The 26,265-nt window shown below is 56.5% G+C and carries 26 protein-coding genes and 1 tRNA gene; 8 read left to right on the top strand and 19 right to left on the bottom strand.

Going from position 1 to position 26,265, the window contains the following annotated elements:
* The first annotated feature begins 275 nt into the window (after positions 1-275).
* A complete protein-coding gene (locus J2S31_RS14695; protein WP_237098709.1) occupies positions 276-980 on the top strand; it encodes a TraR/DksA family transcriptional regulator in 705 nt (234 codons plus the stop codon).
* Between the two features lie 21 nt (positions 981-1,001).
* Here J2S31_RS14695 and secA read toward each other — a convergent pair whose 3' ends face one another.
* The 9 genes from secA to rpsF all read right to left on the bottom strand — a co-directional run bounded on the left by secA (position 1,002) and on the right by rpsF (position 9,966).
* Complete coding sequence (gene secA / locus J2S31_RS08775; RefSeq protein ID WP_237098710.1) at positions 1,002-3,569, bottom strand: preprotein translocase subunit SecA; 2,568 nt, start codon at positions 3,567-3,569, stop codon at positions 1,002-1,004.
* Between the two features lie 207 nt (positions 3,570-3,776).
* Entirely contained in the window at positions 3,777-4,709 is a 933-nt protein-coding gene (locus J2S31_RS08780; RefSeq protein ID WP_237098711.1) for a M23 family metallopeptidase, read from the bottom strand.
* 183 nt (positions 4,710-4,892) lie between these two features.
* Positions 4,893-5,813 (bottom strand): tetratricopeptide repeat protein, encoded by a 921-nt coding sequence (locus tag J2S31_RS08785; protein WP_237098712.1) that lies wholly within the window; start codon positions 5,811-5,813, stop codon positions 4,893-4,895.
* A 13-nt stretch (positions 5,814-5,826) separates the two neighbouring features.
* The gene (gene dnaB, locus J2S31_RS08790; RefSeq protein WP_237098713.1) at positions 5,827-7,194 is read right to left on the bottom strand and encodes a replicative DNA helicase; all 1,368 of its coding nucleotides are present in this window, start codon (positions 7,192-7,194) and stop codon (positions 5,827-5,829) included.
* 56 nt (positions 7,195-7,250) lie between these two features.
* Positions 7,251-7,766, bottom strand: coding sequence for a 50S ribosomal protein L9 (gene rplI / locus J2S31_RS08795; RefSeq protein WP_237098714.1), 516 nt, complete (start codon positions 7,764-7,766; stop codon positions 7,251-7,253).
* Positions 7,767-7,836: 70 nt separating this feature from the next.
* On the bottom strand, positions 7,837-8,823 hold the full coding sequence (locus J2S31_RS08800) for a DUF2232 domain-containing protein (protein ID WP_237098715.1): 987 nt from the start codon (positions 8,821-8,823) through the stop codon (positions 7,837-7,839).
* A gap of 3 nt (positions 8,824-8,826) precedes the next feature.
* Positions 8,827-9,063 carry a 30S ribosomal protein S18 gene (gene rpsR / locus J2S31_RS08805; RefSeq protein WP_237098716.1) on the bottom strand — a complete coding sequence of 79 codons (237 nt, stop codon included), beginning with the start codon at positions 9,061-9,063 and terminating at the stop codon, positions 8,827-8,829.
* A gap of 45 nt (positions 9,064-9,108) precedes the next feature.
* Positions 9,109-9,513: a single-stranded DNA-binding protein gene (locus J2S31_RS08810; protein WP_237098717.1), complete on the bottom strand. Its 405-nt coding sequence runs from the start codon at positions 9,511-9,513 to the stop codon at positions 9,109-9,111.
* 45 nt (positions 9,514-9,558) lie between these two features.
* Complete coding sequence (rpsF, locus tag J2S31_RS08815) at positions 9,559-9,966, bottom strand: 30S ribosomal protein S6 (protein WP_237098718.1); 408 nt, start codon at positions 9,964-9,966, stop codon at positions 9,559-9,561.
* Positions 9,967-10,105: 139 nt separating this feature from the next.
* On the opposite strand from rpsF, the gene J2S31_RS08820 reads away from it, so the two are divergent.
* Positions 10,106-11,254: an FG-GAP repeat domain-containing protein gene (locus J2S31_RS08820; RefSeq protein WP_237098719.1), complete on the top strand. Its 1,149-nt coding sequence runs from the start codon at positions 10,106-10,108 to the stop codon at positions 11,252-11,254.
* Between the two features lie 9 nt (positions 11,255-11,263).
* On the opposite strand, the gene J2S31_RS08825 is transcribed toward J2S31_RS08820, so the two are convergent.
* On the bottom strand, positions 11,264-13,408 hold the full coding sequence (locus J2S31_RS08825) for an ABC transporter substrate-binding protein (protein WP_237098720.1): 2,145 nt from the start codon (positions 13,406-13,408) through the stop codon (positions 11,264-11,266).
* 196 nt (positions 13,409-13,604) lie between these two features.
* Between J2S31_RS08825 and J2S31_RS08830 the strand changes: the two genes are divergently transcribed.
* Both J2S31_RS08830 and J2S31_RS08835 read left to right on the top strand, forming a co-directional pair.
* Positions 13,605-13,681 (top strand) — tRNA-Met (locus J2S31_RS08830).
* A gap of 524 nt (positions 13,682-14,205) precedes the next feature.
* Complete coding sequence (locus J2S31_RS08835) at positions 14,206-14,550, top strand: YfhL family 4Fe-4S dicluster ferredoxin (protein ID WP_237098721.1); 345 nt, start codon at positions 14,206-14,208, stop codon at positions 14,548-14,550.
* A 58-nt stretch (positions 14,551-14,608) separates the two neighbouring features.
* On the opposite strand, the gene J2S31_RS08840 is transcribed toward J2S31_RS08835, so the two are convergent.
* The 3 genes from J2S31_RS08840 to J2S31_RS08850 form a co-directional block, all read right to left on the bottom strand.
* The gene (locus J2S31_RS08840; RefSeq protein ID WP_237098722.1) at positions 14,609-14,866 is read right to left on the bottom strand and encodes a hypothetical protein; all 258 of its coding nucleotides are present in this window, start codon (positions 14,864-14,866) and stop codon (positions 14,609-14,611) included.
* Positions 14,867-14,899: 33 nt separating this feature from the next.
* Positions 14,900-15,142, bottom strand: coding sequence for a heat shock protein HspQ (gene hspQ, locus J2S31_RS08845; protein WP_237098723.1), 243 nt, complete (start codon positions 15,140-15,142; stop codon positions 14,900-14,902).
* Between the two features lie 142 nt (positions 15,143-15,284).
* Positions 15,285-16,127: an HDOD domain-containing protein gene (locus J2S31_RS08850; protein WP_237098724.1), complete on the bottom strand. Its 843-nt coding sequence runs from the start codon at positions 16,125-16,127 to the stop codon at positions 15,285-15,287.
* A 166-nt stretch (positions 16,128-16,293) separates the two neighbouring features.
* Here J2S31_RS08850 and J2S31_RS08855 point away from each other — a divergent pair, with 166 nt between their 5' ends.
* Positions 16,294-16,509 carry a hypothetical protein gene (locus J2S31_RS08855; protein WP_237098725.1) on the top strand — a complete coding sequence of 72 codons (216 nt, stop codon included), beginning with the start codon at positions 16,294-16,296 and terminating at the stop codon, positions 16,507-16,509.
* A 57-nt stretch (positions 16,510-16,566) separates the two neighbouring features.
* On the opposite strand, the gene msrP is transcribed toward J2S31_RS08855, so the two are convergent.
* Positions 16,567-17,553 carry a protein-methionine-sulfoxide reductase catalytic subunit MsrP gene (gene msrP, locus J2S31_RS08860; protein WP_237098726.1) on the bottom strand — a complete coding sequence of 329 codons (987 nt, stop codon included), beginning with the start codon at positions 17,551-17,553 and terminating at the stop codon, positions 16,567-16,569.
* A 177-nt stretch (positions 17,554-17,730) separates the two neighbouring features.
* On the opposite strand from msrP, the gene J2S31_RS08865 reads away from it, so the two are divergent.
* From J2S31_RS08865 to J2S31_RS08875, 3 genes are all read left to right on the top strand, one after another.
* A complete protein-coding gene (locus J2S31_RS08865; RefSeq protein ID WP_237098727.1) occupies positions 17,731-18,279 on the top strand; it encodes a hypothetical protein in 549 nt (182 codons plus the stop codon).
* A 174-nt stretch (positions 18,280-18,453) separates the two neighbouring features.
* On the top strand, positions 18,454-19,038 hold the full coding sequence (locus J2S31_RS08870; RefSeq protein WP_237098728.1) for a LemA family protein: 585 nt from the start codon (positions 18,454-18,456) through the stop codon (positions 19,036-19,038).
* A gap of 29 nt (positions 19,039-19,067) precedes the next feature.
* Entirely contained in the window at positions 19,068-20,093 is a 1,026-nt protein-coding gene (locus tag J2S31_RS08875) for an E3 ubiquitin ligase family protein (RefSeq protein ID WP_237098729.1), read from the top strand.
* 39 nt (positions 20,094-20,132) lie between these two features.
* Here the strand turns inward: J2S31_RS08875 and lgt are convergent, their stop codons facing one another.
* The 5 genes from lgt to J2S31_RS08900 are packed head-to-tail and all read right to left on the bottom strand — an operon-like array spanning position 20,133 to position 25,921.
* A complete protein-coding gene (lgt, locus tag J2S31_RS08880) occupies positions 20,133-20,903 on the bottom strand; it encodes a prolipoprotein diacylglyceryl transferase (protein WP_237098730.1) in 771 nt (256 codons plus the stop codon).
* A 14-nt stretch (positions 20,904-20,917) separates the two neighbouring features.
* On the bottom strand, positions 20,918-21,436 hold the full coding sequence (gene lspA, locus J2S31_RS08885) for a signal peptidase II (RefSeq protein ID WP_237098731.1): 519 nt from the start codon (positions 21,434-21,436) through the stop codon (positions 20,918-20,920).
* Between the two features lie 7 nt (positions 21,437-21,443).
* A complete protein-coding gene (ileS, locus tag J2S31_RS08890) occupies positions 21,444-24,236 on the bottom strand; it encodes an isoleucine--tRNA ligase (RefSeq protein WP_371831651.1) in 2,793 nt (930 codons plus the stop codon).
* Positions 24,237-24,259: 23 nt separating this feature from the next.
* Positions 24,260-25,249, bottom strand: a complete 990-nt coding sequence (gene trpS, locus J2S31_RS08895) for a tryptophan--tRNA ligase (protein WP_237098733.1) — start codon at positions 25,247-25,249, stop codon at positions 24,260-24,262.
* Positions 25,250-25,270: 21 nt separating this feature from the next.
* Positions 25,271-25,921 (bottom strand): site-2 protease family protein, encoded by a 651-nt coding sequence (locus tag J2S31_RS08900; protein ID WP_237098734.1) that lies wholly within the window; start codon positions 25,919-25,921, stop codon positions 25,271-25,273.
* Between the last annotated feature and the right edge of the window lie 344 nt (positions 25,922-26,265).

Raw genomic sequence — 26,265 nt, forward strand, 5'->3', positions numbered from 1 at the left:
AAATCCGTATAAGGTAAATAAAATCTTGTGCTTTTGGGTAGCCAATGATACCCTTTGTGGGCTTTTTTGTACACATTAACTGTTAATCAGCTAATCGAGCTGTAAGAAAAAGTTTGAGTTTCGGAGGCAATCGGAGTTAAATAGGCAATTTCTTAAGCGGAACCACGTGTCAAAAGGATTTCTTTTTCAAAACACGTACCCACACCTCTATTGAAACGGGAGACTGCGCGGTGGCTGTTAAAAAGAAAAAATCTGCGAGCAAAAAGAAGGCAGTGGTGAAGAAAAAGTCCTCGGCGTCCAAAACCAAGGTCAAAGCCAAGGCTAAGAAAAAGACCACGGCCAAGAAGAAAACCACCAAAAAGAAAACAGCGGCAAAGAAGACTCAACCCAAAGCCGTAAAAAAAGCCAAAGCCACGGTGAAAAAGGCATCCACCAAGGCCAAAAAGGCCAAAGCCAAGAAAGCCGTAACGAAAAAGGCCGTTCCCGCCAAGAAAAAAAAATCCGCCCAAAAAGCGACCGCCTCAGTTCCGACGCCGATTCAAAAAAAGGCCAGGCCACCGGCTAGCCCCCAACCCGCACCCGCTCCGGAAGAAACTCTGGAACGACCGGTGCACAAGGAGCCGCCGCCGCGTAACCTCGATCCGATCATCCTCAAAATCCGGGCGCAGTTGATTCACCAGCGCAATGAGTTGATGACCATGATCAAGTCGTCGCAGGAGGTGGAGCGGAACATCGGCGAGATCACGTTCAGCAACGAAATCGACCTGGCTTCCAGCCTGGAAGGCAGGGAGATGGCGTTTCAGCTTTCCAGCCGCGAACGGAACGAACTGAAGCTGATCGAAGAGGCGCTGTTCAAGATGGCGAAGGGGACTTACGGGGTGTGCGAGGGGTGTTCGAAAAACATTCCGGTCAAACGCCTGCAGATCATGCCGCTGACGCCGCTTTGCATCGAGTGCCAGGAAAACCTGGAAGTCTCCTGATCCCTTTTTGACAGGCCGCGGTCACTGGCCGTGGCACTTTTTGTATTTCTTGCCGCTTCCACAGGGGCACGGATCGTTCCGCCCCACTTTCTTTTCGTCCCGTCGGGCCGGTTCGGCTTTGCTCTCCCCTTCTCCTTCGCCGCGATGCTCGTGGACTTTCTGAGCTTCGCGTTCCTGATTTTCTTCCAGCGTGGTGACGGTTTCCTTGGTGATCTGCGCCTTGAACAGGAATTCACAGATCTCTTCCTTCATGCGGAAATTGGTTTCGGTGAATAACTGAAAGCCTTCTTTCTTGTATTCGTTGAGCGGATTCTTTTGTGCGTAACCGCGGAAGGCGATGGCTTCTTTCAGGTGATCCATACCCAGAAGGTGTTCGCGCCACAGGTTATCCAATACCTGGAGCATGATCATCCGTTCCGGATAGCGCATGTATTCGCCGCCCACCTGCGCCTCTTTGGCCTCGTAACGCTCGATCGCCGTATTGAGAACAGTTTCCTGCAACTGAGCGGCGGTGCAGTGTTCCAGCTCCAGCCGGGTCTTGCCGCAGATTTCCAGTTCATGGTCGCCGACCTTGCTGACACCCACGCCGAAAACCCGGTCGGTGTAATTATGGACCTGCTCGATGTCCCACTCCTCCGGGTACACCCCTTGCGGGCACATTTCGTCGATGCGTTCGCCCAGCACTTCATCCGCCATGTCAAACAGGAGTTCCTTTTGATTGGTCGAAGTGAGGATCTCCCTTCTCAGCGTGTAGATCACCTCGCGCTGTTTGTTCATGACGTCGTCGTACTGCAGGAGGTGTTTGCGGATTTCAAAGTTGTGCGCCTCGACCTTACGCTGGGCGCTCTCCACCGCGCGCGTGACCATGGCGTGCTCGATCGGTTGCCCGTTCTCCATACCCAGCTTGCCCATCAGACCGGAAATGCGGTCGGAGCCGAAGATGCGCAGAAGGTCGTCTTCCAGGGAAAGGTAAAAACGGGAGGAGCCGGGGTCGCCCTGCCGGCCGGAGCGGCCGCGAAGCTGGTTGTCGATGCGCCGGCTTTCGTGCCGCTCGGTGCCGATGATGTGCAGTCCGCCCAACTCCGGCACACCTTCACCGAGCACGATGTCAGTACCGCGGCCCGCCATATTGGTAGCAATCGTCACCGCCTTCTTTTGCCCCGCTTCGGCGATGATTTCCGCTTCCTGCTCGTGGTGCTTGGCGTTCAACACATTGTGCGGAATACCGGATTTCTTCAGGTGCTTGCTTAAGAGTTCGGATTTTTCGATGGAGATCGTACCCACCAGTGTGGGCCTCCCTATCTCGTAACCTTCGCGGATTTCCTCAATGACCGCATCGAACTTTTCATTTTCCGTACGGTAAATGAGATCCGCATAATCCGCGCGCACCATGGGCTTATTGGTGGGGATCACCAGCACTTCGATGCCGTAGGTCGAACTGAATTCTTCCGCTTCCGTGTCGGCGGTGCCGGTCATGCCTCCCAGCTTGTCGTACATGCGGAAATAATTCTGGAACGTGATGGTGGCGAGCGTCTGGTTTTCGTTTTCAATCTCAACGCCTTCCTTCGCTTCCAGCGCCTGGTGCAGGCCGTCGCTGTAGCGTCGTCCGGGCATCATGCGGCCGGTGAACTCGTCGATGATCACCACCTTGCCTTCTTTGACCACGTAATCCACTTCGTTTTTGAAAAGCGCGTGCGCCTTCAAACCCTGATTGACGTGATGCAGAACATCTATGTGCGCCGGGTCGTACAGGTTGTCGATGTCCAACAGCTTCTCGACCAGCGAGATGCCATCATCGTTGAGCGCCACGGAGCGCGCTTTTTCGTCGACCGTGTAATGCGTTTCTTTTTGAAGTTTCGGAATGATATTGTTGATGACGTAATACTTGTCGGTGGACTCCTCGGCGGGGCCGGAGATGATGAGCGGCGTACGTGCTTCGTCAATGAGGATGCTGTCCACTTCGTCCACGATGGCATAGTTCAGGTCGCGCTGAACGTAGTCCTCCGCCGCAAACTTCATGTTGTCGCGCAGGTAATCGAACCCGAATTCGTTGTTGGTGCCGTAGGTGACATCCGACATGTAGGCTTGCTTGCGTTCCTGCTCGGACATGTCGTGGTAGATCACACCGACTTCCAGCCCGAGCCAGCGGTAAATGGTGCCCATCCATTCCGCGTCGCGCTTGGCCAGGTAGTCGTTGACAGTGACCACATGAACGCCGCGGCCGGTGAGCGCGTTCAGGTACACCGGAAGCGTGGCGACCAGCGTTTTACCCTCACCGGTTTTCATTTCCGCAATCTTGCCCTCATGCAGGGCCACGCCGCCAATCAACTGCACGTCGAAGTGACGCATCTTAAGGGTACGCCAACTGGCTTCCCGCACCACGGCAAAGGCTTCGGGAAGGATCTCGTCCAGCTCTTCCCCGCCCTTCAGGCGTTCCTTGAATTCCTGCGTTTTTGCCTTCAACTGCTCGTCGGTCAGTTTCTGGATGCTCGGCTCCAGTTCGTTGACCTGCTCCACGTATGCCTGGATCCGTTTCAACTCCCGGTCATTGCGCGTGCCGACGATTTTTTTGATAAGTCCAAGTACCATGGGCGTGTTCGTCCTGTTGGGTTTTATTTTGAAGAACAGATTAACATAAAAGGCCGGTGCACTTCTTCAGTCTTTGTGGCCGATTGGGACCGGCGATGACAAAAGCCTGTCTCCGGGGCGGTGTACGCCGGAACGGCTCATGCGGGGTGCATCACACCGGGAGGGAGTGGTTCGCGTGGAGCGGGCTGGCCGATGCCAGCCGAATCATCAGTCTTCCAGAATGTAGTTACGGGGATTGACCGGCACGCCGTCCACAATGATCTCATAATGGACGTGGGGACCGGTGCTCCGGCCGGTGTTGCCGACCAGCGCGATCAGGTCGCCGCGTTCGATACTGTCTCCCACTTTGACCATGTTCTTGGAGTTGTGGCCGTAGCGGGTGATGACGCCGTATCCGTGGTCGATTTCGACCAGATTACCATAACCATACTGGCGGCCGGCGGTGATGACCTTCCCGTCGGCGGTGGCGCGGATCTCGGATCCTTTGCGCGAAGCGATGTCCAGACCTTCATGTTTTTCCGGAAGCCCGGTGAACGGTGATTTGCGGTACCCAAAGCCGGAAGTCACCCAGCCGCGGGTCGGCCAGATGGACGGCGTGGACCCCAACAGCGACCGCTGATTCTTAAAAAATTCGTCCAGTTCCTGAAAGCTCACCTGGCGCAGCTTGGCCTGGTTGGTGAGAATATTCAGATCGCCTTCCAGGCTGTCGAGCATGGCCTGTACTTCCTTATCCAGAGCGGTGCGGATGCTGTGGTTGGAGAGGCCGTGCGGTCCACCGACACCCCAGTTCTCATCTTTGGGCTTGGAGTCCTTATCCAGGGCGGTGATGATGCGCAGTTTCTTTTCAAAGTTTTCCAGCCGCGACATTTCCGTCTCAAACGTGCGCACCCGTTTCCCGAACTTTTCAATCTGTACCTTCTGGATCTTGCTCTTGCGCTTCAACTCGGCCAGTTCCACCTTATCTTCACGGAACTGCAAAAACTGCTGGGTCAGGTAGGCGAACGCACCCCCAAATCCCACCGCCAGCACCAAGCTGGTGCACAGTGCAATCTTGGTAAACTTTTTGGAAATCTGGAACCGTCTGGGTTTTTCTGTGGCCTCGGGAAAAACCACTATGGTGTAGACTTCTTTATCCACCATACCTCCTTTTTATTTTTACTTTTCAAGCCCTTAAGCGCAGAAAGCCCCTCTGCGGCTGAAATCGTCTCAAGATTAATTGCTTACTTCCTTTGTTGTCAATGGTTTTTGAATATCGGCGATCCTTAACCCTTATCGGAACAAATCTAATATTCATAAAATCAAAAACTTACAAAAAATATGGGATCAGTTATTTTTTTCCTCCAAGGCCTGGATTTTTTCCCTCGCCTGCAGGTGATTCGGATTGATTTTTAAGACCTCCCGGTATTCTGACCGGGCTTCTTCCAGGGCCCCGGCTTCCTCCAGAAGCAGGCCCAGGCTGAAGTGCGCCGCCACCACTCCGGTGACGTGGTTGATTTCCATGTAAACCTGTATCATTTCGCGGGTCAGTTCGATGGCTTTCTGCCTGTTCCCGCCAGCGTACTCACTAAAGCTTTTTTGCCGCAAACTTTGCGCCAGCACGAGGCCATACTGCTTCGCCGTGTCCATGTTGCCGGACTTGAGATAATAGTGGTACTCGTTCTCAAATTCGTCAGGCGTTCCCCGGCGTTGATAAATCATTTTGAGGTTGCGATAGAACATCATCTCGGAAGGATGCAGTTCGATGGCGTGCTTCACATGTTTCACCGCGGTTTCATAATCCTTCAACTGCGTCATCGCCGCGCCCAGCGCGTTCCATGCAAGGGCCAGCTTGGGATCGAGTTCCACCGCGCGCTCCAACGGCGCTTTCGATTCCAGATATTTTCCCATCTGGTAATAGGTGTAGCCCAGCCCGTACCACGCGGGCCCCGCCTCGGGATTGTCCTTCACAAAATTCTGAAAGAACGCCTGCGACTTGTCGAGCTGGTCGGCCACCTGGTAGGCGCGGACGATGCCGCGCACGGCGTAGTGATTGTGCGGTTCCTGCCGCCAGAGTTTGCGGAACGTGTCGAGCGCCTGCGCCGGTTTCTTCCTTAAGAGATAAACCTCCCCTTTTTGCAGAGGCGACAGTTTGTCCCACTCCGTGTGCGGCGACTGTGCGGTGACGGGGACCGTCCACCCAAACGTTGCGGCGAGAACCAACACGAGTGTGGGCAACAAGGCTGGATAACGATGAAGGCGGGGCATGGCAGGCACCGGATCAGGCTTCGATCATGGGCGCTTCGAATTCGTGATGCGCCAGGTTTTCGAAGCGGGTGAACTCTTTCAGGAACGCGAGCTTGATGTCGCCGATGGGACCGTTTCGCTGTTTGCGGATCAACACCTCGGCGGTCCCCTCTTCCGCGGTTTCGGGATGATACACCTCGTCACGGTAAATGAACGCCACCACGTCGGCATCCTGCTCGATGGAACCGGACTCGCGCAGGTCCGCCAACTGCGGCCGCTTGTCGGTACGGCTTTCCACCGCGCGGCTCAACTGCGACAACGCGATGATGGGCACGTCCAACTCCTTGGCGAGTCCCTTCAGGCCGCGGCTGATTTCGGAGATTTCCAATTGGCGGCTTTCCGTTTTCTGGATACCGTGCATGAGTTGCAGGTAATCGATGATCACCAGCCCCAGGTTGTGCTCGGCTTTGAGACGGCGGGCGCGGGCGCGCACATCCAGTGTGCTGACCTGCGGGCTGTCGTCGATGAAAATGGGCGCTTCCGACAGCCGGCCCGCCGCGGCGGTGAGATTCGGCCAGTCCTCGCGCGCCAGAAATCCGGTGCGCAGTTTCACGGAACTGACCCGCGCCTCCGAACACAGCATGCGCACACCCAATTGTTCCTTCGACATCTCGAGGCTAAATATCGCTGTCGGCACCTTCCGCTTGCTGGCGGCAAAGCGGGCAATGTCCAGCGCAAAGCTGGTCTTGCCCATGCTGGGGCGGCCGGCAATGATGATGAGGTCCGACGGTTGCAGTCCGGAGGTCATGTGATCGAGGTCCTTGAACCCGGTCTCGATGCCGGTGATCATTCCGGGGCTTTCGAACAGCTTCTCGATGGAATCGAAACTGCTCTTGATGATTTCGCTGATGGCAAAGAAAGAACGGCGGGTGCGGCGCTCGGAGATCTGGAAAATGGACTGCTCGGCGCGGTCGAGGATCATGTCCGCGCCATCCGAGTCTTCATAACTATGGGTGACGATTTCGGTGGCGGTTTCGATCAGATCGCGCAGGATTTTTTTTTCGCGGATGATGCGCGCGTGGTAGCCCATGGCTTCCGCCGTCGGCACCAGGTTTTCCAGGTAATCGAGGTAGTCGAGGCCGCCCACCTGCTCCAGCGCGTGGTCGCGCCGCAGGCGGTCGGCCAGGGTGAGGATGTCGATGGGTTCGTTGTCTTCGAACAGGCTCTGCATGCCGCCGAAGATTTTGCGGTGCGCCGCCTTGTAGAAATCGTCCTGACCAATGATCTCCAGCGCCCGGGCGAAGACGTCGTTCGACCCGAAGCAGGCGGCGAGCACATACTGCTCCGCCTCCTCGCTGTAAGGAGGCAGGCGTCGCAATGAAATGTCGGAGACATCCGGCATGGGCGATTCCAGTTCAAGTGATGGGTGAATGCCCGCCGGGGCGGCAATGCACCGCTTCAGGCGGATTCGGCTTCGGCCTGTTCAGACGGAGTGGTTTCCCCTTCCGCTTCCGGCTCCGCTTTGGGCTCTTCTTCCGCGGTTACGGTGACGTGAATCTTTGCCGTCACTTCCGGGTGCAGTTTGAGGGGAACCTCGAAATCGCCCAACGCCTTGATCGGATCGCTCAACTGAATTTTTCTGCGGTCGATCTGCACGCCCTGTGCTTCCACCAGTTCCGCAATCTCCTGCGAGGTGACGGAGCCGAACAGCTTGCCCTGGTCGCCCACTTTCTTGCTGACCTGGATGCGCAGTTTGCCGATGGCTTCAGCCTGGGTTTCGGCTTCGCCCTTCAGTTTTTTCAGCTTGCGCTGAATGAGCCCTTTGTGGTGTTCGAATTCCTTGACGTTGTTGGCGGTCGCCAGGATGGCTTTGCCCTGCGGGATGAGAAAGTTGCGGCCGTAACCGTCGCGCACTTCCACCTCGTCGCCGAGCTGGCCCAGCTTTTCGACTTCTTCCAAAAGTAAAAGTTTCATCGTTTGATTATCACTCCCTGATCACACAGCGTAATAATAACAAATCTACAATGCAGATTTCGTTTTCAAATTATAGAGGCCCGAAGTCGTCGTCCTCCTCATCCGGTTCTTCTTCGGGCGGTTCGGTGCGGATTTTACGAAAATCCACCCAGATGTCGAACAATCCCAAACCGCCGACCAGCCCGATCAACAGGGGCTGGGTGAAGATCAGCAGAAACGCCAGATACCAGAAAAACTTCGGTATGTTTTTCTCTTTCAAAATATGCAGGGAGATGGCCAGTCCCTGCAAAAAATAGAGCCCGCCCAGCACGATGAACAGGTTCAGGCCCAGCGCCTGCAGGTAGCCGTCGCCCAGAACCGCACACCCGGTGCCGATGATGAAGAACCAGACCCAGTTGTCCGGAATCATCAACTGGGTGAGGTCGGCATTTTCAAACAGCCCGCCCAGCCGGTAATAGCGGAGCCACAGCCACCGCACCGCAAGGTAATTGAGCGCCGTGGCGAACAGCGAGCCGATCGCCAGCAGGGCCGGAAACGACAGCGCGAACATATGGACCACGCGGTCGGCCATCTCCTCCAGCATTTTTTTGTTTTCCGCTTTGCCGTCCGCGCCCTCAAGGGACTGGATATACTGGTCCGCGCCCTTGCGGAACTCTTCCTCAAACAACTGGGTCAGCGGTTTGTCCTGCCCGGCCGAGACCACGAGGATCATCGCCGCCGAAAGCAGGACCGATCCCAGCGCCGCAAACAGCACACTGCGCTGAAAGGGAAACCCCAGCCGCACGGTCTCACCCAGGATGGCGGCAACCACGGCGTATTCCGTGACGAACAGCACCGCCTGTTTCATCCCCATCATCATCAGCACCGCGACGAACACGAGGCCGATGGAAACCAGTCCCACCTGCTTGCCATAGCGCAGGTAGATGAGGATCAGCGGCACCGGAACGAAAATGCCCCCCACCACGCCCAACGGCGGCACCAGCGTGCCCAGGAGCAGAATGACCAGCAGAATCCCGAAGGGCAGGAACAGATCCCGGGGTGTCAACGGGTCATTCACAAATCAGTGCTCGACCGTAAACGGCAACAATGCGATGTTGCGCGCGCGCTTGATGGCCGTGGTCAACTGACGCTGATGCCGGGCGCAGTTGCCGGAAATGCGGGACGGTACGATCTTGCCCCGCTCCGAGACCAGCGGCTTCAGCAGTTTGATGTCATAGAAGTCGATGTGCTCGATTTTCTCGGCGCAAAACCGGCAGATTTTTTGGGAAAAGAATGCGCGTTTTTTTGGTTTGTTCATGATTGTTTAAAAACCTCTGATTTTTATTTATTCGAATGTCGTTATTCAGAACGGGATATCGTCTTTCACGCCCATGCCTTCTTCCTCTTCGAAGGAGTCCATGCCGCGGCCTCCGCCGCCGCCCGGCTTGCCGAGGAATTGCACGTTGCTGGCCACCACGTCCAGCTTATTGCGCTTCTGGCCGTCGTCCGTCTCCCACGAGCGGAACTGGAGGCGGCCCTCGATCATCACCTGACTGCCCTTGCTGAGGTACTCCACGCAGTTTTCACCCTGCTTGCCCCACACGGTGATGTCCACGAAGCAGACCTCTTCCTTGTTTTCGTTGCCGACCTTGTACCGGCGGTTGACCGCCAGGCCGAAGCTGGCAACGCCGGCGCCGCTCGGGGTGTAACGCAATTCCGGGTCGCGGGTTAGGTTTCCCAACAGAAATACTTTATTCACACTGGCCATAGATGATGTCCTTCCAAACGGTTGAAGACGGTGGAGGCGCGGTTATTACGATGCGGCAGGAGCGGATTCCTTCTTGGTTTCCTTTTCCCCTTCGCCTTCGGGCGCCTTGGATTCCTCGCCCTCTTCGCCGGATTCGGTTCCCCGGCTCATGGCCCGTTCCAGTTCCTTTTCATCAAGGACGATCACCAGAAATTTGATGAGCACGTCCATCAGCTTGTACTCTTTTTCCAGACCGGGAATTTCGCCAGCGCCACAGGTGTGGTAAATATTGAGGTAGTATCCGAACTTGTTCTTTTTGACTTTGTATGCGAGGCGTTTTTTGCCCCACTTCTCCAGCTTCAGCACTTCGCCGCTGTGCTTTTGAATGAGGGCGGTGATTTTTTCGACGGCCTGATCGACATGACCTTCGTCGAGATCAGGTTTCAGAATCAGGACAGACTGATAGCTACGCAATAGAGACCTCCTCGTGAGTTATAGCCCCGGCGCGGCGGCCGGAGCGAGGATGTTGGTAAGATAAAATTTGGTAAATACTGTCACAACAACACCTTAAAATCAAGGGGAAAACCCCGTTCCCGGCCTCGGAGGGCACATCATGAAATGGACAGTTTTCCGGATTGCCACCCTCTGGCTGGGCCTCATTTTCGGTCTGGTGGGATTTTGGAGCGGCTGTGACTTCTCCCTGCCCGAGCCGCCGCCCGACGTCCTCAGCCAGTACAACACGGTGAAAGTGGGCTGGGGACCCGTCTTCCTCGCCCACGGCGACCTCAACCGCGACGGCAACGAAGACCTGGTGACGGCCAATTCCAAGGACCACAGCCTCACCTTCCTGTTCGGCCGCGGCGACGGCACCTTCGAGCCCGCCCAGACGCTGCCGGTTCCCGTCGAACCCTCGTTCATCGTCATCACCGACATCAACCACGACAACACGCCGGACCTGTTGTTCAACAGCGAGGGCGGCGAGGCATTCCAGGTCCTGCTTGGCAAGGGGGCGGGAACGTTTCATTCCATGCAGTCGGTGCCAACGGGCCCGGTCCCACTGGCCCTCATTGTCGGTGACTACAACGGCGACGGCCACAAGGACGTGGCGGTGACGTTGACGTTCAGCAAGCTGGAACTGCACTTCGGCACCGGCGACGGGCACTTCAAACGCGGCGAGACGTACGAAACCGGGTCGCGGTCCATCTCCGGCGTATCGGGCGACTTCAACGACGACGGGCATGAGGACATCCTGCTGGCCGTGCAGTCCAGCAACGCCAGTTCCATCCGCATCTTCACCGGCAGTCCCGGCGGCACCTTCCGGCAGGCGGAGCGCATCGCCCAGGGCCTGCGGTGCCTCACCCTGGTGAAAGAGGACATGAACGGCGACGGCCTGTACGACCTGGTCGCCACCTCCGCCAAGGGTGACAACCTGTATTACATTCCGATGGGCACCAATGGGAAATTCGGCCGGCCGGTTTCGTTTTCCGGCGGCGGCGGGCCGGTCTCCCTCGCCATCGGCGACTTCGACGGAGACCTGCAGAAAGACGTGGTGGTGGCCAACTCCAGGAGCAGTTCGTTTTCCCTCATCACGCGGTACCCCAACGGGCCCTTCCGCTTTCCCGTGCGCGACTACGTCACCGGAGGCACTCCGCTTGCGATCGTGAGTACCGACTTCAACAACGACGGCCTGCCCGATGTCGCCGTTGCCAGCAACACCGAGGGGACGGTGGACATTTTTATGGGGCGCGGCGTCATGAGATAAAAACGCCGCTCACTGCGAAAAGTTGGGAGCGGTGGGGAGCTTGCGCCAGTCGTTGAAGTGGTAGTAAATCAACCCGCCTTTCACCGGACGGATCTTTTTATATTGTTCACTTCCATCCGGTTGTCGTTCGACGATGACGATCTTCCTGTCCAGCAGGAGCGTCGATTTGCCCACGAACAAAAACGTGTACGGCTGGTCAGCGGCGATGATGCGGTGCAATTGGTGCGTCATCCTCCGTTGCACGTCCTGATCGTACTCGCGCCGGATGGCGACGATCAGGCGGTCGGCTTCCTCGTTTTCATAACCGACGAAGTTGAGTTGTCGGGGATGCGTCTGGCTGGAATGCCACAGTTGGTACAGGTCGGGATCGAACCCCATACTCCACCCCAGGATCAGCGCGTCGAACTTGAGCGCATTGACGAAGTCTTTCAAAAACACGGCCCACTCGAACAACTGCGTGTTGCATTTGACACCCAGCTTGCGCCAGTTGTTCTGCACGATGGTCATGATGTTTTTGCGGATGGGGTTGCCGTGGTTGGTGATGAGGTTGAACTCAAACACCTTGCCGTCTTTCTCCAGCCAACCGTCGGCATTTTTCTTCCATCCCAGATCATTCAATATTTGCAGTGCGCCATCGGGATCGTACGGGATCGGCTCCACCGATTCGTCATACCATTGGGTGGCTTTGGCGAACGGCCCGGTCACCCGCTCGGCCTGGTTGTACATGACGTGCTTGATGATCTTGTCCACGTCGATGGCCATGCCGAGGGCCTTGCGCACCCTGGGGTCGGCGAACAACGGCTTTCGCAGGTTGTAACCGATGTAGGAGTAATTGTTGCCCACGGTGGAGATGCTGTGGAACTTCGGATCATCCTTGAGCCGGGCTACCTGGTGCGGCTGGACGTTGTAATTATCCGCCGCCCCGGCGTAAAACTCCATCTCCTGCGTGATGGCGTCGGGGATGATGCGCATGACATACTCGCCATACTCCGGAGGGCCTTCCCAATAGTCGTCGTTGCGCGTCAGGCGAATCTCGACATCGCCCTCCCAATGCTCGAACCTGAAGGGTCCGGTGCCGATGGGGTGGCGGCTGAAGGCGCTGTCGCGTATCGACAGGTTCTGCATTTCCTCCGGCGACTTTCCGGCGGCGCGCGCTTCTTTTTTCAGCGCTTCGGCGTTCAACAGGTGTTCGGGCAGGATGCCCATCATCCACGACGTGATGGCGGGGGAGAACAACCGTTTGTACACGAATTGAATCTCGTGCGGACCCAGCACCTCGGCGGTTTTGACCGGTTCGTAATCCGAGGTGCGCGGCGAGGCGTTGTTGGGATTCATCAGCGCCTGGTACGTGAACAGCACGTCGCCGGAATCGAATTCATGTCCATCGTGAAAGCGCACGCCCTTGCGCAGTTGGAAACGGATGATCGGATTGTGTTCCTTGACCGGCAGGATCTCCGCGTGGTGCCGGGCCAGACGCTCCGCCTTCCCGGCATCCTCGGCTTTCACGAACCGTTCGTAAGGAAACTCCGCAAACAGCCTGGCGCCAAACAGGGCTTCCAACGGATCAAAAAAATTCTGGTCCACTTTCTTCAGCTTGAAGTGAATGCGCGCCGGGCGTTGGATGCGGTACTTCACCCCGACCATTTTTGGAAACCCGTTTTTCATAACCGGCTTGCCGTCCGCCCCCAGTTCCGGCAGGGAAAGCACATCATCGATGCGCCGGGCGGGTTGAACGATGACTGACTCGATGTTCTCCCACCAATCTTTGTTTCCGGCGGTGCGTTCGCGGATGAATTGAAGCCAGTCCTCAGGCGCATCGAGAGTGTGGCCGCCCACCCGGAAGCCGGGCAGGGTCTGCAGGTACGCGTCTTCGAAGATAACCCAGCCCGTCGCCAGCCGTCCGCGCAGGTTGAGCTGGTCGTCGTAATCGATCAGTCCGTCGAACACGAAGCCGTTGATGCGGCCGCTGGCGGTGTCGGCACTCAGGATGGGGTTCAATATTTCTGCGTCGCCGATGGAGGTCTCGATGAACTGACGCAGGCGTTCCGGGTTGCCCGCAGCCTGCTTGTCGTAGGTCGGCACCCAGAAAAAAGACTGGAGAAGAAAGAGGATGACCAGCAGAGGCATGATGATGAGGATGCGCTTGGTCCACATAAAGCAGGCTCAGGAATTTGAAAGGTGGTAATTCAAAGAAGTTTCCTATACAATTATACAGAGTGCTTCTGAGATGCCAAACCAGCATTCATGTGGTTCCCGCGCTTTCCGTCCGGCTTCCCACTTGACAAAGTTTCAGAATCGGTATATTCACTCAATACCCTCCGGCACACGCCGGGGCGTCCTTTTGTATTATTGCGGGGTGGAGCAGTCCGGTAGCTCGTTGGGCTCATAACCCAAAGGTCGCAGGTTCAAATCCTGTCCCCGCTACCAAATAGAAAAGGAGCAAGGTAGGGTTTTCCTTGCTCCTTTATTTTTTCTCCGCTGAGGTTTGTTTGAAGGGAGAGGCCATCCCGCCTGATGCCCCCCAGAAGCAACCGCAGGAAACGATCCCGGTAGCCGGAATCAGGGCCACCGGGACATGTTGGAGGAATCGCATGCTGTATCTGATTCGTTTCTAAAAACACTTGGAAACGGAGCGGAATTTGGGGGCTTGACGGCCCCTTGAAATGCTGATAACGTCCACTACTTTAAGAGGTTATCAGTATTTTTCTGAGGAAGCCCAGTTGCGGAAGCAGGTTGGGATTCTTCCTGTTTTTCGACACCGGGGTTTCCCTGCAAAAAAAATTATAAAAGGGATTGAAATTTCAATTTCAGCGGTTTATGGTAAGGCCTGCGCTTCGACGTGTGCTGAGCCCACTACCCTAACAAAGAAAACTCAATTCCTCTTTTCACAGGGAATATTCTTCGGTTATAACTTTTTTCTATCCAACTAAATCATTAGAGGAAGACAGCCGATGGCAACAATCATTACTGACGAATGCATTAACTGCGGTGTGTGTGAGCCGGAGTGCCCGAACGCCGCCATTGACGATGGTACCAAGGGTGGGATCGATTACTACTACATCGACCCGGAACTGTGTACCGAGTGTGTCGGTTTCCATGGTGAAGAAGCCTGCCAGGAAGTTTGCCCGGTAGACTGCTGTATTCCGGACCCCGACCGCCGCGAATCCGAGGAGCTTTTGCTGGACCGGGCCGCGCAGATCCATCCGGACCAGACGTTCCCGGCGCTTGACGAGCTGACTGCGGAGACCTCGCTGTTCCGCAACCCGGATCGCAAAAACGCCCATCTGGAGCAGTAATCCAGTCGAAATTCAGCGGCCTGTGCATCCCCAGATGCACAGGCCGTTTTTTTTTTGCCTACAAACCTTCGTATTCCATCCCCAGCAGATAGCGCAGTCCCATCCAGACAAAACCCAGCAGATCACGCAGCGTGAAGTAGCCCAATCCCCCCAGAACGAGAAGCACCGCGGCGGCGGCCCGTTTTTTGCCCGGATCCGAGGTGTCGATGAGTGTCCAGGGAAGGTGATCGAGAACGAGACCCGCCGCAACCCACACAAACAGGGCAAGCAGGATCAATGCAACGGTCCATTGAAGTAAGGAAGGAGAAGCGGACAAGGGCGCTCCTGAACAGGAAGGACCTTTAGGGGCCTAGTTGAAGACGTTCCGGTCCAGTTCGAGATGGCGTTCGGCTACGTAGCGCAGGCTGTCCTCTCCATGCACCTTGACGTGGTACCACGGCTGGTTCTTGGGCGGACGACTGCGGGCCATCTTCTCGTACCATTCCTCGGAAAGCTGGAATTCGGGGTCCACGCCCAGCACCACTCCATAATAATCATACAACTTGTGATGGATCATCTGGCCGATGCAGTACTTGGGTTGGGATTGTTTCATGGCGCCCCCCGGTCGAAGAATGGTTCTACTAAAAATATACTGAAATTCAGGTGTGGAGAAAAGAGCGGATTCGCACCCCAACCGCAATTCATAGAAAAAGGCGTGGACACCGTCCACGCCCCTGTCCACCTGCTAATCTGATTCAGATAAACATTTTAACGGTTTCATCGACCTCGTTGGGAACCTCCTCGCGGATTTTGTCGATGACATCTTTCGGCACTCCCGCGTGTTTCGGCACGTCCGGGTGCAGTTGTGGCACGGAGGGTTCACCACTGTTGCCGATTTTCAGGAAGTAAATCATGATGTCGGACATGTTGAGAATACAACAGTCGCGCCGCACTTCGGGGTCGCTGACTTCCAGCGGGAAGTGGTGGTAGGTCACCATATCTATCAGCCGCTGAGGCAGTTGCCATTCCATCAGCAGGAGCTGGCAGACCTCGGCGTGGCTGAACCCGTAGGTCTCCTTTTCGACCAGGAACAGGTGCTTTTTGGTTTCGCGGGCCTGCTCCAGCACGCCCTTGGCTACCTCAGTCTGTTGTTTGAGCGGCAGAAGGGTGCCGATGTCGTGCAACATGCCCGCAAGATAAAACCGTTCGGGATTGTCGATGCCGACGGCCATGGCCATTTTGCGGGCGGCGATGCCGGTGGCGATGCTGTGCATCCAGAACGTTTCCATGTTGATCAGATCGCGCGGAATGCCTTTGAACTTGCTCACTACCACCGTTGCCAGAGCCAGGTCCATCAGTTGATCCGTACCGATGATGTTCAGGGCGTGATCAATGGTTTCCACCGTAGAGGAGAAACCATAAAAGGGACTGTTCACGATCTTAAGAAGACGGGCCGTCAGTGCGGGATCGGCGCTGATAACCCGGGAGTAATCATCAAAGGTACTTTCCGGATCGTCCATCGCTTGTTTCAACTGGTAATACAAGACAGGCGGCGAAGCCGCCCAGGAACCGATCATGTCCTTGATTTTGGTTGCCAAGTCCCCCCCTTTTCGTTATCAACGTCGGGTTGAGTTACAATATCGATGCGGTCAGGTTGAATCATCCGAGTCCGTATTATAATTATTCTGATATAGAAGCCAAAAAAATTCTTCACCCGCACCCGGGATGATTGCCCCACAACCCTGTCTCAATAGGAATAAGAATATGGACAAACTGGAAGCTGTGCAACGGGTTCTGCGCTTCAGCAACACCATCCGAGAATGGTGTGAAAAAGAACATAAAGTGTTCTTCGACGACTTCGACAGCGAAAACGTGGAAAATTACGAGCCCGGAGGGCTGGGCGAACTGGCCGATGCCGTCATCGAGGACGGGGTCAACGAAAATATTCTCGACGAGGAGGACCTGCGGGACTTTTGCTGATCCCGGCTCCAGCCCCCCTCCCCCGCGGCTCGTTCCACCGGCCCCTGTGGAGGTCCCTCACGCATACAGCGAGGCCACCCACTTGCCGTAACCGTTGAATTTTTCGGTAGGGTGGATGTCGCCGGTACCGATCATCTTTTCCCTTTTCTGCGACCAGCGCGGATGCGGCACCTCCGGGTCCACGTTGGACACAAAGCCGTACTCGTGCGGCACCAGCGTGTTCCAGAACGTCGCCGGCTGGCTGTCCACCAGTTCGATCTTCACCACGGACTTGATGCTTTTATAACCGTACTTCCACGGCGTCACCAGCCGGATGCCCGCACCGTGCTGGTTCGGCAGGACGTGCCCGTACACGCCCGTCGCCATGATCGTCAATTCGTTCATCGCTTCTTTCAGCGTCAGTCCCTCAGTGTAGGGCCACGGCAGGTGGCTCTGCTTCTGCCCCGGCGCCACTTCCGGGTTGAGAAAGCTGGTGAACTTCACGAACCGCGCGCCGGGTTTGGGATCGGAGCGGCGAATCAATTCGCTCAGCGGAAACCCGTTCCACGGCACCACCATCGCCCACGTCTCCACGCAACGGTGGCGGTACACGCGTTCTTCCAGCGGCATGGTCTTGATGAGGTCGTCCACATCGTAGATTTTGGGGTTGTTAACGAGCCCCGATACCTCTAATTGCCACGGGCGGGGCTGAAAGGCATCGATCAGTTTCCACACGCCTTCTTTAACGGAGGTGAATTCATAAAAATTATTGTACTGGAGCGCCACGGTCTCTTCGGTCATCGGCCGTGAAGACGTGTAGGCAGGATTGCGCTTCAATCCAGGAATGGGGGTGAAACTGGTTTGCAGTTTGTGCTCCGGCCCGCCCAGCAGGCGGTCCAGCCATGCGGACTGCGCCTGCGCGGTAGTGGGCAGAAGCGCCTCACCAATGATCAAACCTGCGACGGCCAGGCTCTGCAAAAAATCACGGCGGTTGAAAAACAGATTCTCCGGGGTGATGTCCCGGGGGTCCGCATTCCAGTCAGGGGAAATGTCCAAGTGGCTCATAACTTTTCCTTTACATTGCGTCCGGGTGGACGGAGGCGCATCCCCTTCAACCCTCATTATATCCGTTCAGACCAAGAAAATCCTTGAGAGTTTGGGTGGATTCGCATACATTGTTTTGACTTGCGGAAACGGATTTTTGCCCGGTTTCCGCCTCTTTTTCTTGCCTGTTGGTCGTTTATGAAGCCGGAAGATTTCACATTATTCAGCGGCGGGGTCAAAGGCGCGGAAGCGGAATTCGGCGCCAATGCCGAGCGTCTGGGCATGGAAGAGGTCCATTTCACCTTCGAGGGCCACAAGATCGTCCGCAAACGCGGCACGCGGTTCCTCACGCAGGAGGAACTCAAACACGGCGACGTCAGCCTGGTGTACGTCTCCAAACTCATGCACCGCAAGTACAGCGACGGCCCGCTGTTCCGGAAAGTCCTGCAAAGCATCTGGCACATGGTCAACCATGCGGGCGAGGTGTTTGTGGTGGGCCACATTCTGGAAGACAAAACGGTGAAAGGCGGCACCGGCTGGGGCGCGGAGCTGGCCAAGCTGTTCAACAAACCCCTGTATGTTTTCGACCAGGACCAGGAACAGTGGTTCAAGTGGACCGGCGATGCCTGGAAGAAAGCGACGCCGAAAATCCGCGACAAAAACTTCGCCGGAACGGGCACACGCTTTTTGAACGCTGCCGGCAAGCAGGCCATCGCCGACCTGTTCGACCACTCCTTCACCAAGTAACCTCGCGTTTTTCTCCCCTCCCCTTTCTCTTGCCAGCGTCCCTGGCGGCTTGCCGCAGGTGCGATTTTTTCTCCGCAAAGATTTGATTTACCGCTCCCCTTCCCTTAACCTGAAAATACGGAATGAATCCTTTCCATTTCCCATTTCATTACTAAAAACAATCGGAGGGGTGGAATGTCAACGACCACGATCGTGATTTTGGGAATCCTGGGTTTCGGCCTGCTGGGGATCATCGGTTATTTCATCATGATCTACAACGGCCTCATTTCCCTGAAGGAAAACATTAAAAAGTCCTGGGCCAACATCGATGTCATCCTGAAACAGCGCTACGACGAAATCCCGAAACTCATTTCCGTCTGCGAAAGCTACGCCCAGTTCGAAAAAGGCATGCTCGACCGCCTGCTGAAAGCGCGGGAACGCTATGTGCGCGCGGATGGCGTGAAAGAGAAATCGAAAGCCAGCAACCAGATCAGCGAAGCGTTGCGCAGTGTCTTTGCCTTGGCGGAAAACTATCCGGAACTCAAAGCCAACGAAAACTTCATGCAGTTGCAGAACCGCATCTCGCACCTGGAAGAAACCCTGGCCGACCGCCGCGAATTTTTCAACGACAGCGTCAACAATTACAACATCCGCATCCAGCAGATTCCGGATGTGTTCGTGGCAGGCATGCTGAACTACCGGCAGGAAGAAATGTTTGAAGTGGCGGAGGAGGAACGCCGTGACGTGAAGGTCGACATCAAACTTCCCAGCTTCGACTGATCCTCCCCAAACCTGCAGGAGATTATTAAGTGTCCAACCCTCCGAAAGATGAGTTGGAGGTCATCTTTCTATCGCTGATCGGCGCGGTCGCCGGAATTTACCTGTTCGTCACCGGGTTCCGGGAGCTGAAAGCCAAACGCATCATTCAGAACACCCCCACCTCGAAAATCAACACCGGAGCCGTCGGCACCAACGTCGAGGTGAAAGGCCGCGTCATCGCCGAGAAAGACAAAATGGTGCGCGCTCCCATCAGCGGCAAACCCTGCGCGCTCTACCATATCGAAATCCAGAAATGGAAACGCAACCGCCAGTCCGGTTTCAACCGCAACCGTTCCCTCACCCACATCGGGGACCAGCGCGGCAGATGGGTGACGGTTGCCAGATACTTCTCGGACGATGGTTTCTATATCGATGACGACAGTGGCGCCAACGCCATGGTGCTGGTGGAGGGAGCGACCGTCAACCGCAACGGCGGCACCAGCGATTACGAATGCTCATCCAGCGAATTCTCCACCATGACCCCGGCCCTCTACCAGTCCCTCGACCAGAACAAGAAAAAGATCCGCTCGTTCAAACTGAAGGACTCCGCCTGGCTGTTTTCCAACAATTACCGGTTCCGCGAATGGTGCTTCGTTCCGGGTGAACAGGTGTACGTGCTGGGTCACGCGGGGTCGAACCTGAAGCTGGCGCGGCCCAAAAAGGCGGGGGTGAAGTTTTTCCTGAAAGCGAAAGAGGCCATCCGCAAAAACAAGGATCTGCAAAAACGGTTCGACACCAACAAGGACGGCAAGCTCGACTACTACGAACTGGAACACGGGGCCCAGCTCCTGGCGGAAAAACTGTCCGCCAAATACAGCAAACAGAAACTGGAGGAACTGGCATCCAAAACCAAGATGGTGTTCAAAAAGGAAGATGGTTTCCCCTTCATCATCAGCAACCGCCACGAAGAAGACCTGGTCTCCAACATCGGGACCTGGGCCACGGTCAAAATCTGGGGCGGCCCCGTCCTCACCGTCGCCTCGGTGGTTTACATCTGTTCCTATTATTTCAAGTAAGGCGGGCGTCCGTGGGAGAGCGGGAAATGGCCCGGGAGGTCAGGACGCCTTGGCCGCCTGCCCCCGTCGTCTCACCCAGAACACGATCGACAGACCCAGGATGAACAGGCCGATGAACTGCGAGGTGGAGAGCATGTCCGGCACCGCGTAACCGCGGTCGTCGCCGCGATAGAACTCGATGATGAAGCGGCCGATCGAATACAGAATGCCATAGGTGAGGAGCACCTGCCCGTCGAAGCGTTTGCGCTTCTGCACCCACAGCAGAATGAAGAATATAACAAGTGCGTTGAGGGACAGGTAAATCTGCGTCGGGTGGAGCGGCACGTTGAGGGGCGCGAGCGACTGCGGGTTGGTGAAGGTGATGGCCCACGGCGCGTCGGTGCGCACACCATAACAGCAACCCGCGAAAAAACATCCCCAGCGGCCGATGGCCTGCCCAATGGCAATCGACGGCGCCAGCACGTCAGCGGTCTTCCAGAACGGCAGATCGAACTTGCGCATGAAGTACCATGCCGTCGCCACCGCCGCCATCAATCCGCCGTAATAAACCAACCCGCCTTTCCAGAACTTCAACATCTCCAGCGGATTCGCGATGAAATAGCGGTACTCGACGACCACGTACAGCAGGCGCCCACCCAGAATGGATGCGATCAACAGGTAAAAGCACAGATCGAGGATCCGCGCGGAATCGAGCCCGTCCTTCTGCCCCTGTTTCGCGGCCAGCACGATGCCGACGAAAAATCCCGTCGCCACCAGCAGTCCATAGGTGAAAATTTTGAGAAAACCAAACTCAATGAGAATGGGATGCATGGAAGCTCTCCCCGTCAGGCGGATTCGGAAGTGGGGTCCTGTGGTCTTTTTTGCGGCGCAGTCCCATCCTTGATTATATCAATGAACATGAACAGCACGCCAATGGTTATGCAGGAGTCCGCCACGTTGAAGGCGGGCCAGTGATAACTGCCGAAATGAATATCAAGGAAGTCGATCACCTCCTTGTACAGGATGCGGTCGATGAGGTTGCCGATCGCCCCGGCGAAAATGAGGATCAACCCCCGGAGCGCGATTTTCTTATGGCTCGGCGTTTCGTGAAAGAACACCAGGATGGCGATGATGGCAATACCCGAAAAGACGATGAACAGGGTTGCCTTGATCTCCAGGTCGCTATCGGCAAACAGGCCGAACGCCACGCCCGGATTGCGGATGTGCGTCAGGTTGAAAAAGCTGTCGATGATGCGGATCGACATGTTCTGCGGAATGTGCAAAGCCACGAGATACTTCGTGAACTGATCGAGAATGATCAGAATGTTGGAGATCAGAAAAAGCTGTAGATATTTGTTCTTCAAAATAAACTCAGGCTTGGGCGGATTCCAGATGGGTCGCGCACCGTTGGCAGATGCCGGGATGCTCTCCGGACGCTTCGGCCTCGACGAAGTAGTTCCAGCATCGCTCGCATTTTTTGCCTGGAGCCGGTTGGACCCCGATCTTCAACCCCTCGATCACGTCGCTCTGGTAGGCGTCTCCGTCCAACTGCGGCACCATCTCCACCTGCGATACGATGAAGATGAATTTCAACGCGTTGCGCTCGCTTTCCAGAAACGGCCGCATGGCCTCCGGCGCGGCGATACGAACCGAGGCGTCCAGCGAATGGCCGATCACTTTTTCGCGGCGGCGCAACTCCAGCGCCTTGCTCACCTCGCCTTTGAGGTCCTTGATGCGCTCCCACTTGGCCGCCAACTCATCCGAAAACGTCACCCCGGACAGGTCCGGAAACACACTCAGGTGCACGCTTTCCTCTTTACTCCCGTCGTCGGCCATGTACTTCCACACCTCGTCGGCGGTGAAGCTTAGAATCGGCGCCATCATCTGCGCCATGCCTTTCAACAGATCGTACATCGCGGTCTGTCCCGACCGGCGTCCCTTCGATGTCTTGGGGTAGGTGTAGAGGCGATCCTTCAGGATGTCCAGATAGAACGCGCTCAGGTCCACAATGCAGAAATTATAAAACGTATGGTAGAAGACGTGGAACTCGAACTCCTCGAACGCCTTTTGGATGCGTTCGTTCACCTTCTTGAAGCGGTACAGAATGTAGTGATCGATCTCCTCCATCTCGTCGATGGGCACGCGATCGGCTTTCGGGTCGAAGTCGCTCAGGTTGCCGAGCAGGAACCGGAACGTGTTGCGGATCTTCCGGTATGCTTCGGTGAGGCGTTTTAAGATTTCGTGGGAGATGCGGATGTCCTCGCGGTAGTTTTCCGACGCCACCCACAGACGCAGGATTTCCGCTCCGTACTGGTCGATGATCTTCTGCGGCGCGATGACGTTGCCCGCCGACTTCGACATCTTCTTGCCCTTGCCGTCCACCACATAGCCGTGGGTGAGTACGGTTTTATAGGGCGCGGCGTTGCGCGTGGCAACGGCTTCCAGCAATGAACTGTGGAACCAGCCGCGGTGCTGGTCACTGCCTTCCAGATACAAGTCGGCCGGCCATTGCAGGTTCGGGTCCGGTTCCAAAACCGCCGCGTGGCTGACGCCGGAGTCGAACCACACATCCAGAATATCCATTTCCTTTTTGAACTCGGTCGACCCGCAGGCGCACTTCGTGCCCGCAGGAAGGAGGTCTTTCACCTCTTTTTCGAACCAGCAGTCCGCGCCCTCTTTTTCCACCGCCGCAACGACCGGTTCATACGCCGCCATGTCGGTGAGCGTGGTGTCGCACTCAATGCAGGTGAACACCGTGATCGGCACGCCCCACGCACGCTGGCGCGACACGCACCAGTCCGGGCGGTTCTCGATCATGCCGTGAATCCGCTCGCGGCCCCAGTGTGGCACCCAGCGCGTCTTGTCGATCTCCGCCAGCGCTTTCTGGCGGAGGCCCTTGTCATCCATCGAAATGAACCACTGCGCCGTGGCGCGGAAGATGATCGGCGTGCGGCACCGCCAGCAGTGCGGGTAGGAGTGATCGACGCGGTCCTGATGGATCAGTTTGCCCAGTTCTTCCAGCTTCTTGATGATCTCCGGGTTGGCCTTCATCACGAACTGGCCGCCGAAAAACTCAACCTCCGGCTTGAACACGCCGCCGTCGTCCACGGGATTGTATGTATCCAGCCCGTACTTGAGGCCGACGATGTAGTCCTCCTGACCGTGCCCCGGTGCGGTGTGCACGCAACCGGTGCCCTGCTCGAGGGTGACGTGGTCGCCCAGGATCACCGGCGACTCGCGGTCGATGAACGGATGCTGGCAGACGACACCTTCCAGCTCCTTGCCCGCGCATTTGCCAAGCACCTTGTAATCGGTGACGTCCCATTCGAGGATGAGCGCCGACAGCCGCTCCGCCGCCACGATGTATTGCTCGCCCGCGATCTCGACGGCGGTGTACTCGAAGTCCGGGTGCAGGCACACGGCGAGGTTGGCGGGAAGCGTCCACGGCGTGGTGGTCCAGATGACGAACGACGCTTTTTTCTCGTCCACGCCCTCGAGCTGACCCTTCCACCCCGACTTCACCGCAAACTTGACGTAGATGGACGGCGAGTTGTGATCGGCGTACTCCACTTCCGCCTCGGCCAGCGCCGTCTGGCAATGCGTGCACCAGTGCACGGGCTTGAGGCCCTTGTACACCATGCCGGATTCGAGAAACTTCAAAAACTCGCGGACGATGGTGCCTTCATAGCCGAAGCTCATGGTGAGGTATGGCTTGTCCCAGTCGGCGAACACGCCCAGCCGCTTGAACTCTTCCTTCTGCACCTCCACGAAACGGGCGGCGTACTCCCGGCACAGCTTGCGTACCTCGTTCTTGCCCAGGTCCTGCTTTTTGCTCTTGAGCTCCTTGCCGACCTGGTGCTCGATGGGCAGGCCGTGGCAGTCCCAGCCCGGCACGAACGTGGCGTCGAATCCCTTCATCGTCATGATGCGCACGATGAAATCCTTGAGCACCTTGTTGAGCGCGTGCCCCATGTGGATATGGCCGTTGGCGTACGGCGGGCCGTCGTGGAAGACGTACTTCGGGCGGCCCTTCGACGCCTCGCGGATGCGTTGGTAAATGTCCTCCGCCTCCCACGCCGCCAGCGCTTCCGGCTCCCTCTGCACGAGGTTGGCCTTCATGGGAAAATCCGTCTGCGGCAGGTTCAGGGTGTCTTTGTAATCCATCTTGGTGTCGCCGTCTTCCGTCTTCATTTCAGTTTCATCGCTTCCTTCACTTTACGCATGGTGTTCTGTGCCACCTTGCGGGCACGCTCGGTGCCTTCATCCAGAATCTCATCCACTTCCTTTGGCTTGGCCATCAGCTCCGCGCGGCGTTCCATGAGGGGGCGCATCCCTTCCAGCATGGACTCGGCGAGCAGGGCCTTGCAGTCGCCGCACCCAATGCCCGCCGTCCGGCAGTTCTCATCGACGTACGCCTGTTTCTCCTCCGAGGAGAACAGCTTGTGAAACGGGAACAGGTTGCACACGTCCGGGTCGCCGGGGTCATTGCGGCGCAGGCGTTGCGGGTCGGTGAGCATCGACTGAATTTTTTTGGTGATTTCCTTTTCCGAGTCGGAGAGGTAAATGGCGTTGTTGTAGCTCTTGCTCATCTTGCGTCCGTCGATGCCGTTCAGCTTCGGCACCTCGCTGATCTTCGCCTCCGGCTCGATCAATACCTTCTTCTTGTAAAAATGCTGGAAGCGGCGCACGATCTCGCGCGACAGCTCCAGGTGCGGCGCCTGGTCGATGCCCACCGGCACATAGTGCGCGTTATACAGCACGATGTCCGCCGTCTGCAGAACCGGGTAGCCGAGGAAGCCGTAGGAACTCATGTCCACCGTCTTCACTTCCTGTTGCTTTTCCTTATAAGTGGGATTGCGTTCCAGCCACGACACCGGCACGATCATCGACAGAATCAGGTGCAGCTCCGCGTGTTCCGGGATGCGCGACTGCACGAACAACGTGCACTTTTCCGGATCCAGCCCCGCCGCCAGCCAGTCGATCGCCACCTCGCGGGTGAACTTGGGAATCTGGCCCGGATTTTCGTACAGCGTGGTCAGCGAATGCCAGTCAGCGATGAAGTAGAAACACTCATAGTCGTCCTGCAGGGACACCCAGTTCTTCAACGCGCCGAAGTAGTTGCCCAGGTGAAGCAGGCCGGAAGGCTGCATGCCGCTCAAAATGCGTTTTTTCGACATCTATCTGAAATTTGAAAAGGATTAAAGGAAGCGAATGATCTGTTTTACATAGGGAAACGCCTCTTGGGTAAAAAACTCTACCATAAACCCCATAGGGAGTCTAAGAATACCCAAAATTATCCCGGTCTGCGCGAAATAATCCAAAAGGAAGATGCCGAGCAGGACGAACCCGCTGTAGCGGTCGAACAGCGCCAGCTTCACCGCCATCTCCCGCGAGACCAAACCCTTGAGCACGCTCGCCCCGTCCAGCGGAAAAATGGGGAGGAGGTTGAAGATCGCCAGCGCCACATTGATGTAGAGCGCGTAGCACAGCATGGCGAACAGAAACAGGTTCTGCTCCGGCGGCGTGACCCGCACTAGGAACCCGAAGATGAAGGCGAGGATCAGGTTGGAAGCCGGACCCGCCGCCGCCACGTACATCATGTCGCGTTGGGGATTCTCAAAATTGCGTCCATCCACCGGCACCGGCTTGGCCCAGCCGAATCCCAGAAAATAAAAACAGAGGACGCCGAAGAAGTCGAGGTGCTTGATCGGATTGAACGTGAGCCGCCCCAGCCGCTTCGCCGTGTTGTCGCCTAAAAAATAGGCTACCCGGCCGTGGGAGTACTCGTGCACGGTCAACGAAAACAGAATGATGACGGTGAAAAACAGGTAAAACTGAAGGCTTTCCAAAAAACCACCTCAAATGGAAAAGGACTGCCGGGCGTTCATCCGGCCAGAGGGGGAACGATCCGGTAGGGAGTTTTGATCCAACATACGCATAAATGCGCCCTTAATTGGATTTTAGCTCATTTAAATCCCCCTTCTCAAATAATATCCCGTCTTTGCAATTCTTTGCACATTTTGGCCACCCGGCCTCAAGCCTTTGGGTTTTTGGCCGTTATGAGAAGAGCGGCGGGGCACATTCGGTTGAATTCATCCCCCCGTTGCGTGACAATGAAATGACCCGCATTCACGAAAAGTCGGGACCCCTCCGGCCCGCCCTGCGGCGCGGAGCGGCAAGCCCTTACAACGAA

It is taken from the genome of Nitrospina gracilis Nb-211 (assembly GCF_021845525.1).
GTDB classification, from domain to species: Bacteria; Nitrospinota; Nitrospinia; order Nitrospinales; family Nitrospinaceae; genus Nitrospina; species Nitrospina gracilis_A.

Bases quoted from the DNA above. Each gene is read 5' to 3' on its own strand.
- secA (WP_237098710.1), bottom strand. From the start codon at position 3,569: ATGGTACTTGGACTTATCAAAAAAATCGTCGGCACGCGCAATGACCGG.
- J2S31_RS08780 (WP_237098711.1), bottom strand. From the start codon at position 4,709: ATGGTGGATAAAGAAGTCTACACCATAGTGGTTTTTCCCGAGGCCACA.
- J2S31_RS08785 (WP_237098712.1), bottom strand. From the start codon at position 5,813: ATGCCCCGCCTTCATCGTTATCCAGCCTTGTTGCCCACACTCGTGTTG.
- dnaB (WP_237098713.1), bottom strand. From the start codon at position 7,194: ATGCCGGATGTCTCCGACATTTCATTGCGACGCCTGCCTCCTTACAGC.
- rplI (WP_237098714.1), bottom strand. From the start codon at position 7,766: ATGAAACTTTTACTTTTGGAAGAAGTCGAAAAGCTGGGCCAGCTCGGC.
- rpsR (WP_237098716.1), bottom strand. From the start codon at position 9,063: ATGAACAAACCAAAAAAACGCGCATTCTTTTCCCAAAAAATCTGCCGG.
- J2S31_RS08810 (WP_237098717.1), bottom strand. From the start codon at position 9,513: ATGGCCAGTGTGAATAAAGTATTTCTGTTGGGAAACCTAACCCGCGAC.
- J2S31_RS08820 (WP_237098719.1), top strand. From the start codon at position 10,106: ATGAAATGGACAGTTTTCCGGATTGCCACCCTCTGGCTGGGCCTCATT.
- J2S31_RS08825 (WP_237098720.1), bottom strand. From the start codon at position 13,408: ATGTGGACCAAGCGCATCCTCATCATCATGCCTCTGCTGGTCATCCTC.
- J2S31_RS08835 (WP_237098721.1), top strand. From the start codon at position 14,206: ATGGCAACAATCATTACTGACGAATGCATTAACTGCGGTGTGTGTGAG.
- hspQ (WP_237098723.1), bottom strand. From the start codon at position 15,142: ATGAAACAATCCCAACCCAAGTACTGCATCGGCCAGATGATCCATCAC.
- J2S31_RS08855 (WP_237098725.1), top strand. From the start codon at position 16,294: ATGGACAAACTGGAAGCTGTGCAACGGGTTCTGCGCTTCAGCAACACC.
- msrP (WP_237098726.1), bottom strand. From the start codon at position 17,553: ATGAGCCACTTGGACATTTCCCCTGACTGGAATGCGGACCCCCGGGAC.
- J2S31_RS08865 (WP_237098727.1), top strand. From the start codon at position 17,731: ATGAAGCCGGAAGATTTCACATTATTCAGCGGCGGGGTCAAAGGCGCG.
- J2S31_RS08870 (WP_237098728.1), top strand. From the start codon at position 18,454: ATGTCAACGACCACGATCGTGATTTTGGGAATCCTGGGTTTCGGCCTG.
- lgt (WP_237098730.1), bottom strand. From the start codon at position 20,903: ATGCATCCCATTCTCATTGAGTTTGGTTTTCTCAAAATTTTCACCTAT.
- ileS (WP_371831651.1), bottom strand. From the start codon at position 24,236: ATGGATTACAAAGACACCCTGAACCTGCCGCAGACGGATTTTCCCATG.
- trpS (WP_237098733.1), bottom strand. From the start codon at position 25,249: ATGTCGAAAAAACGCATTTTGAGCGGCATGCAGCCTTCCGGCCTGCTT.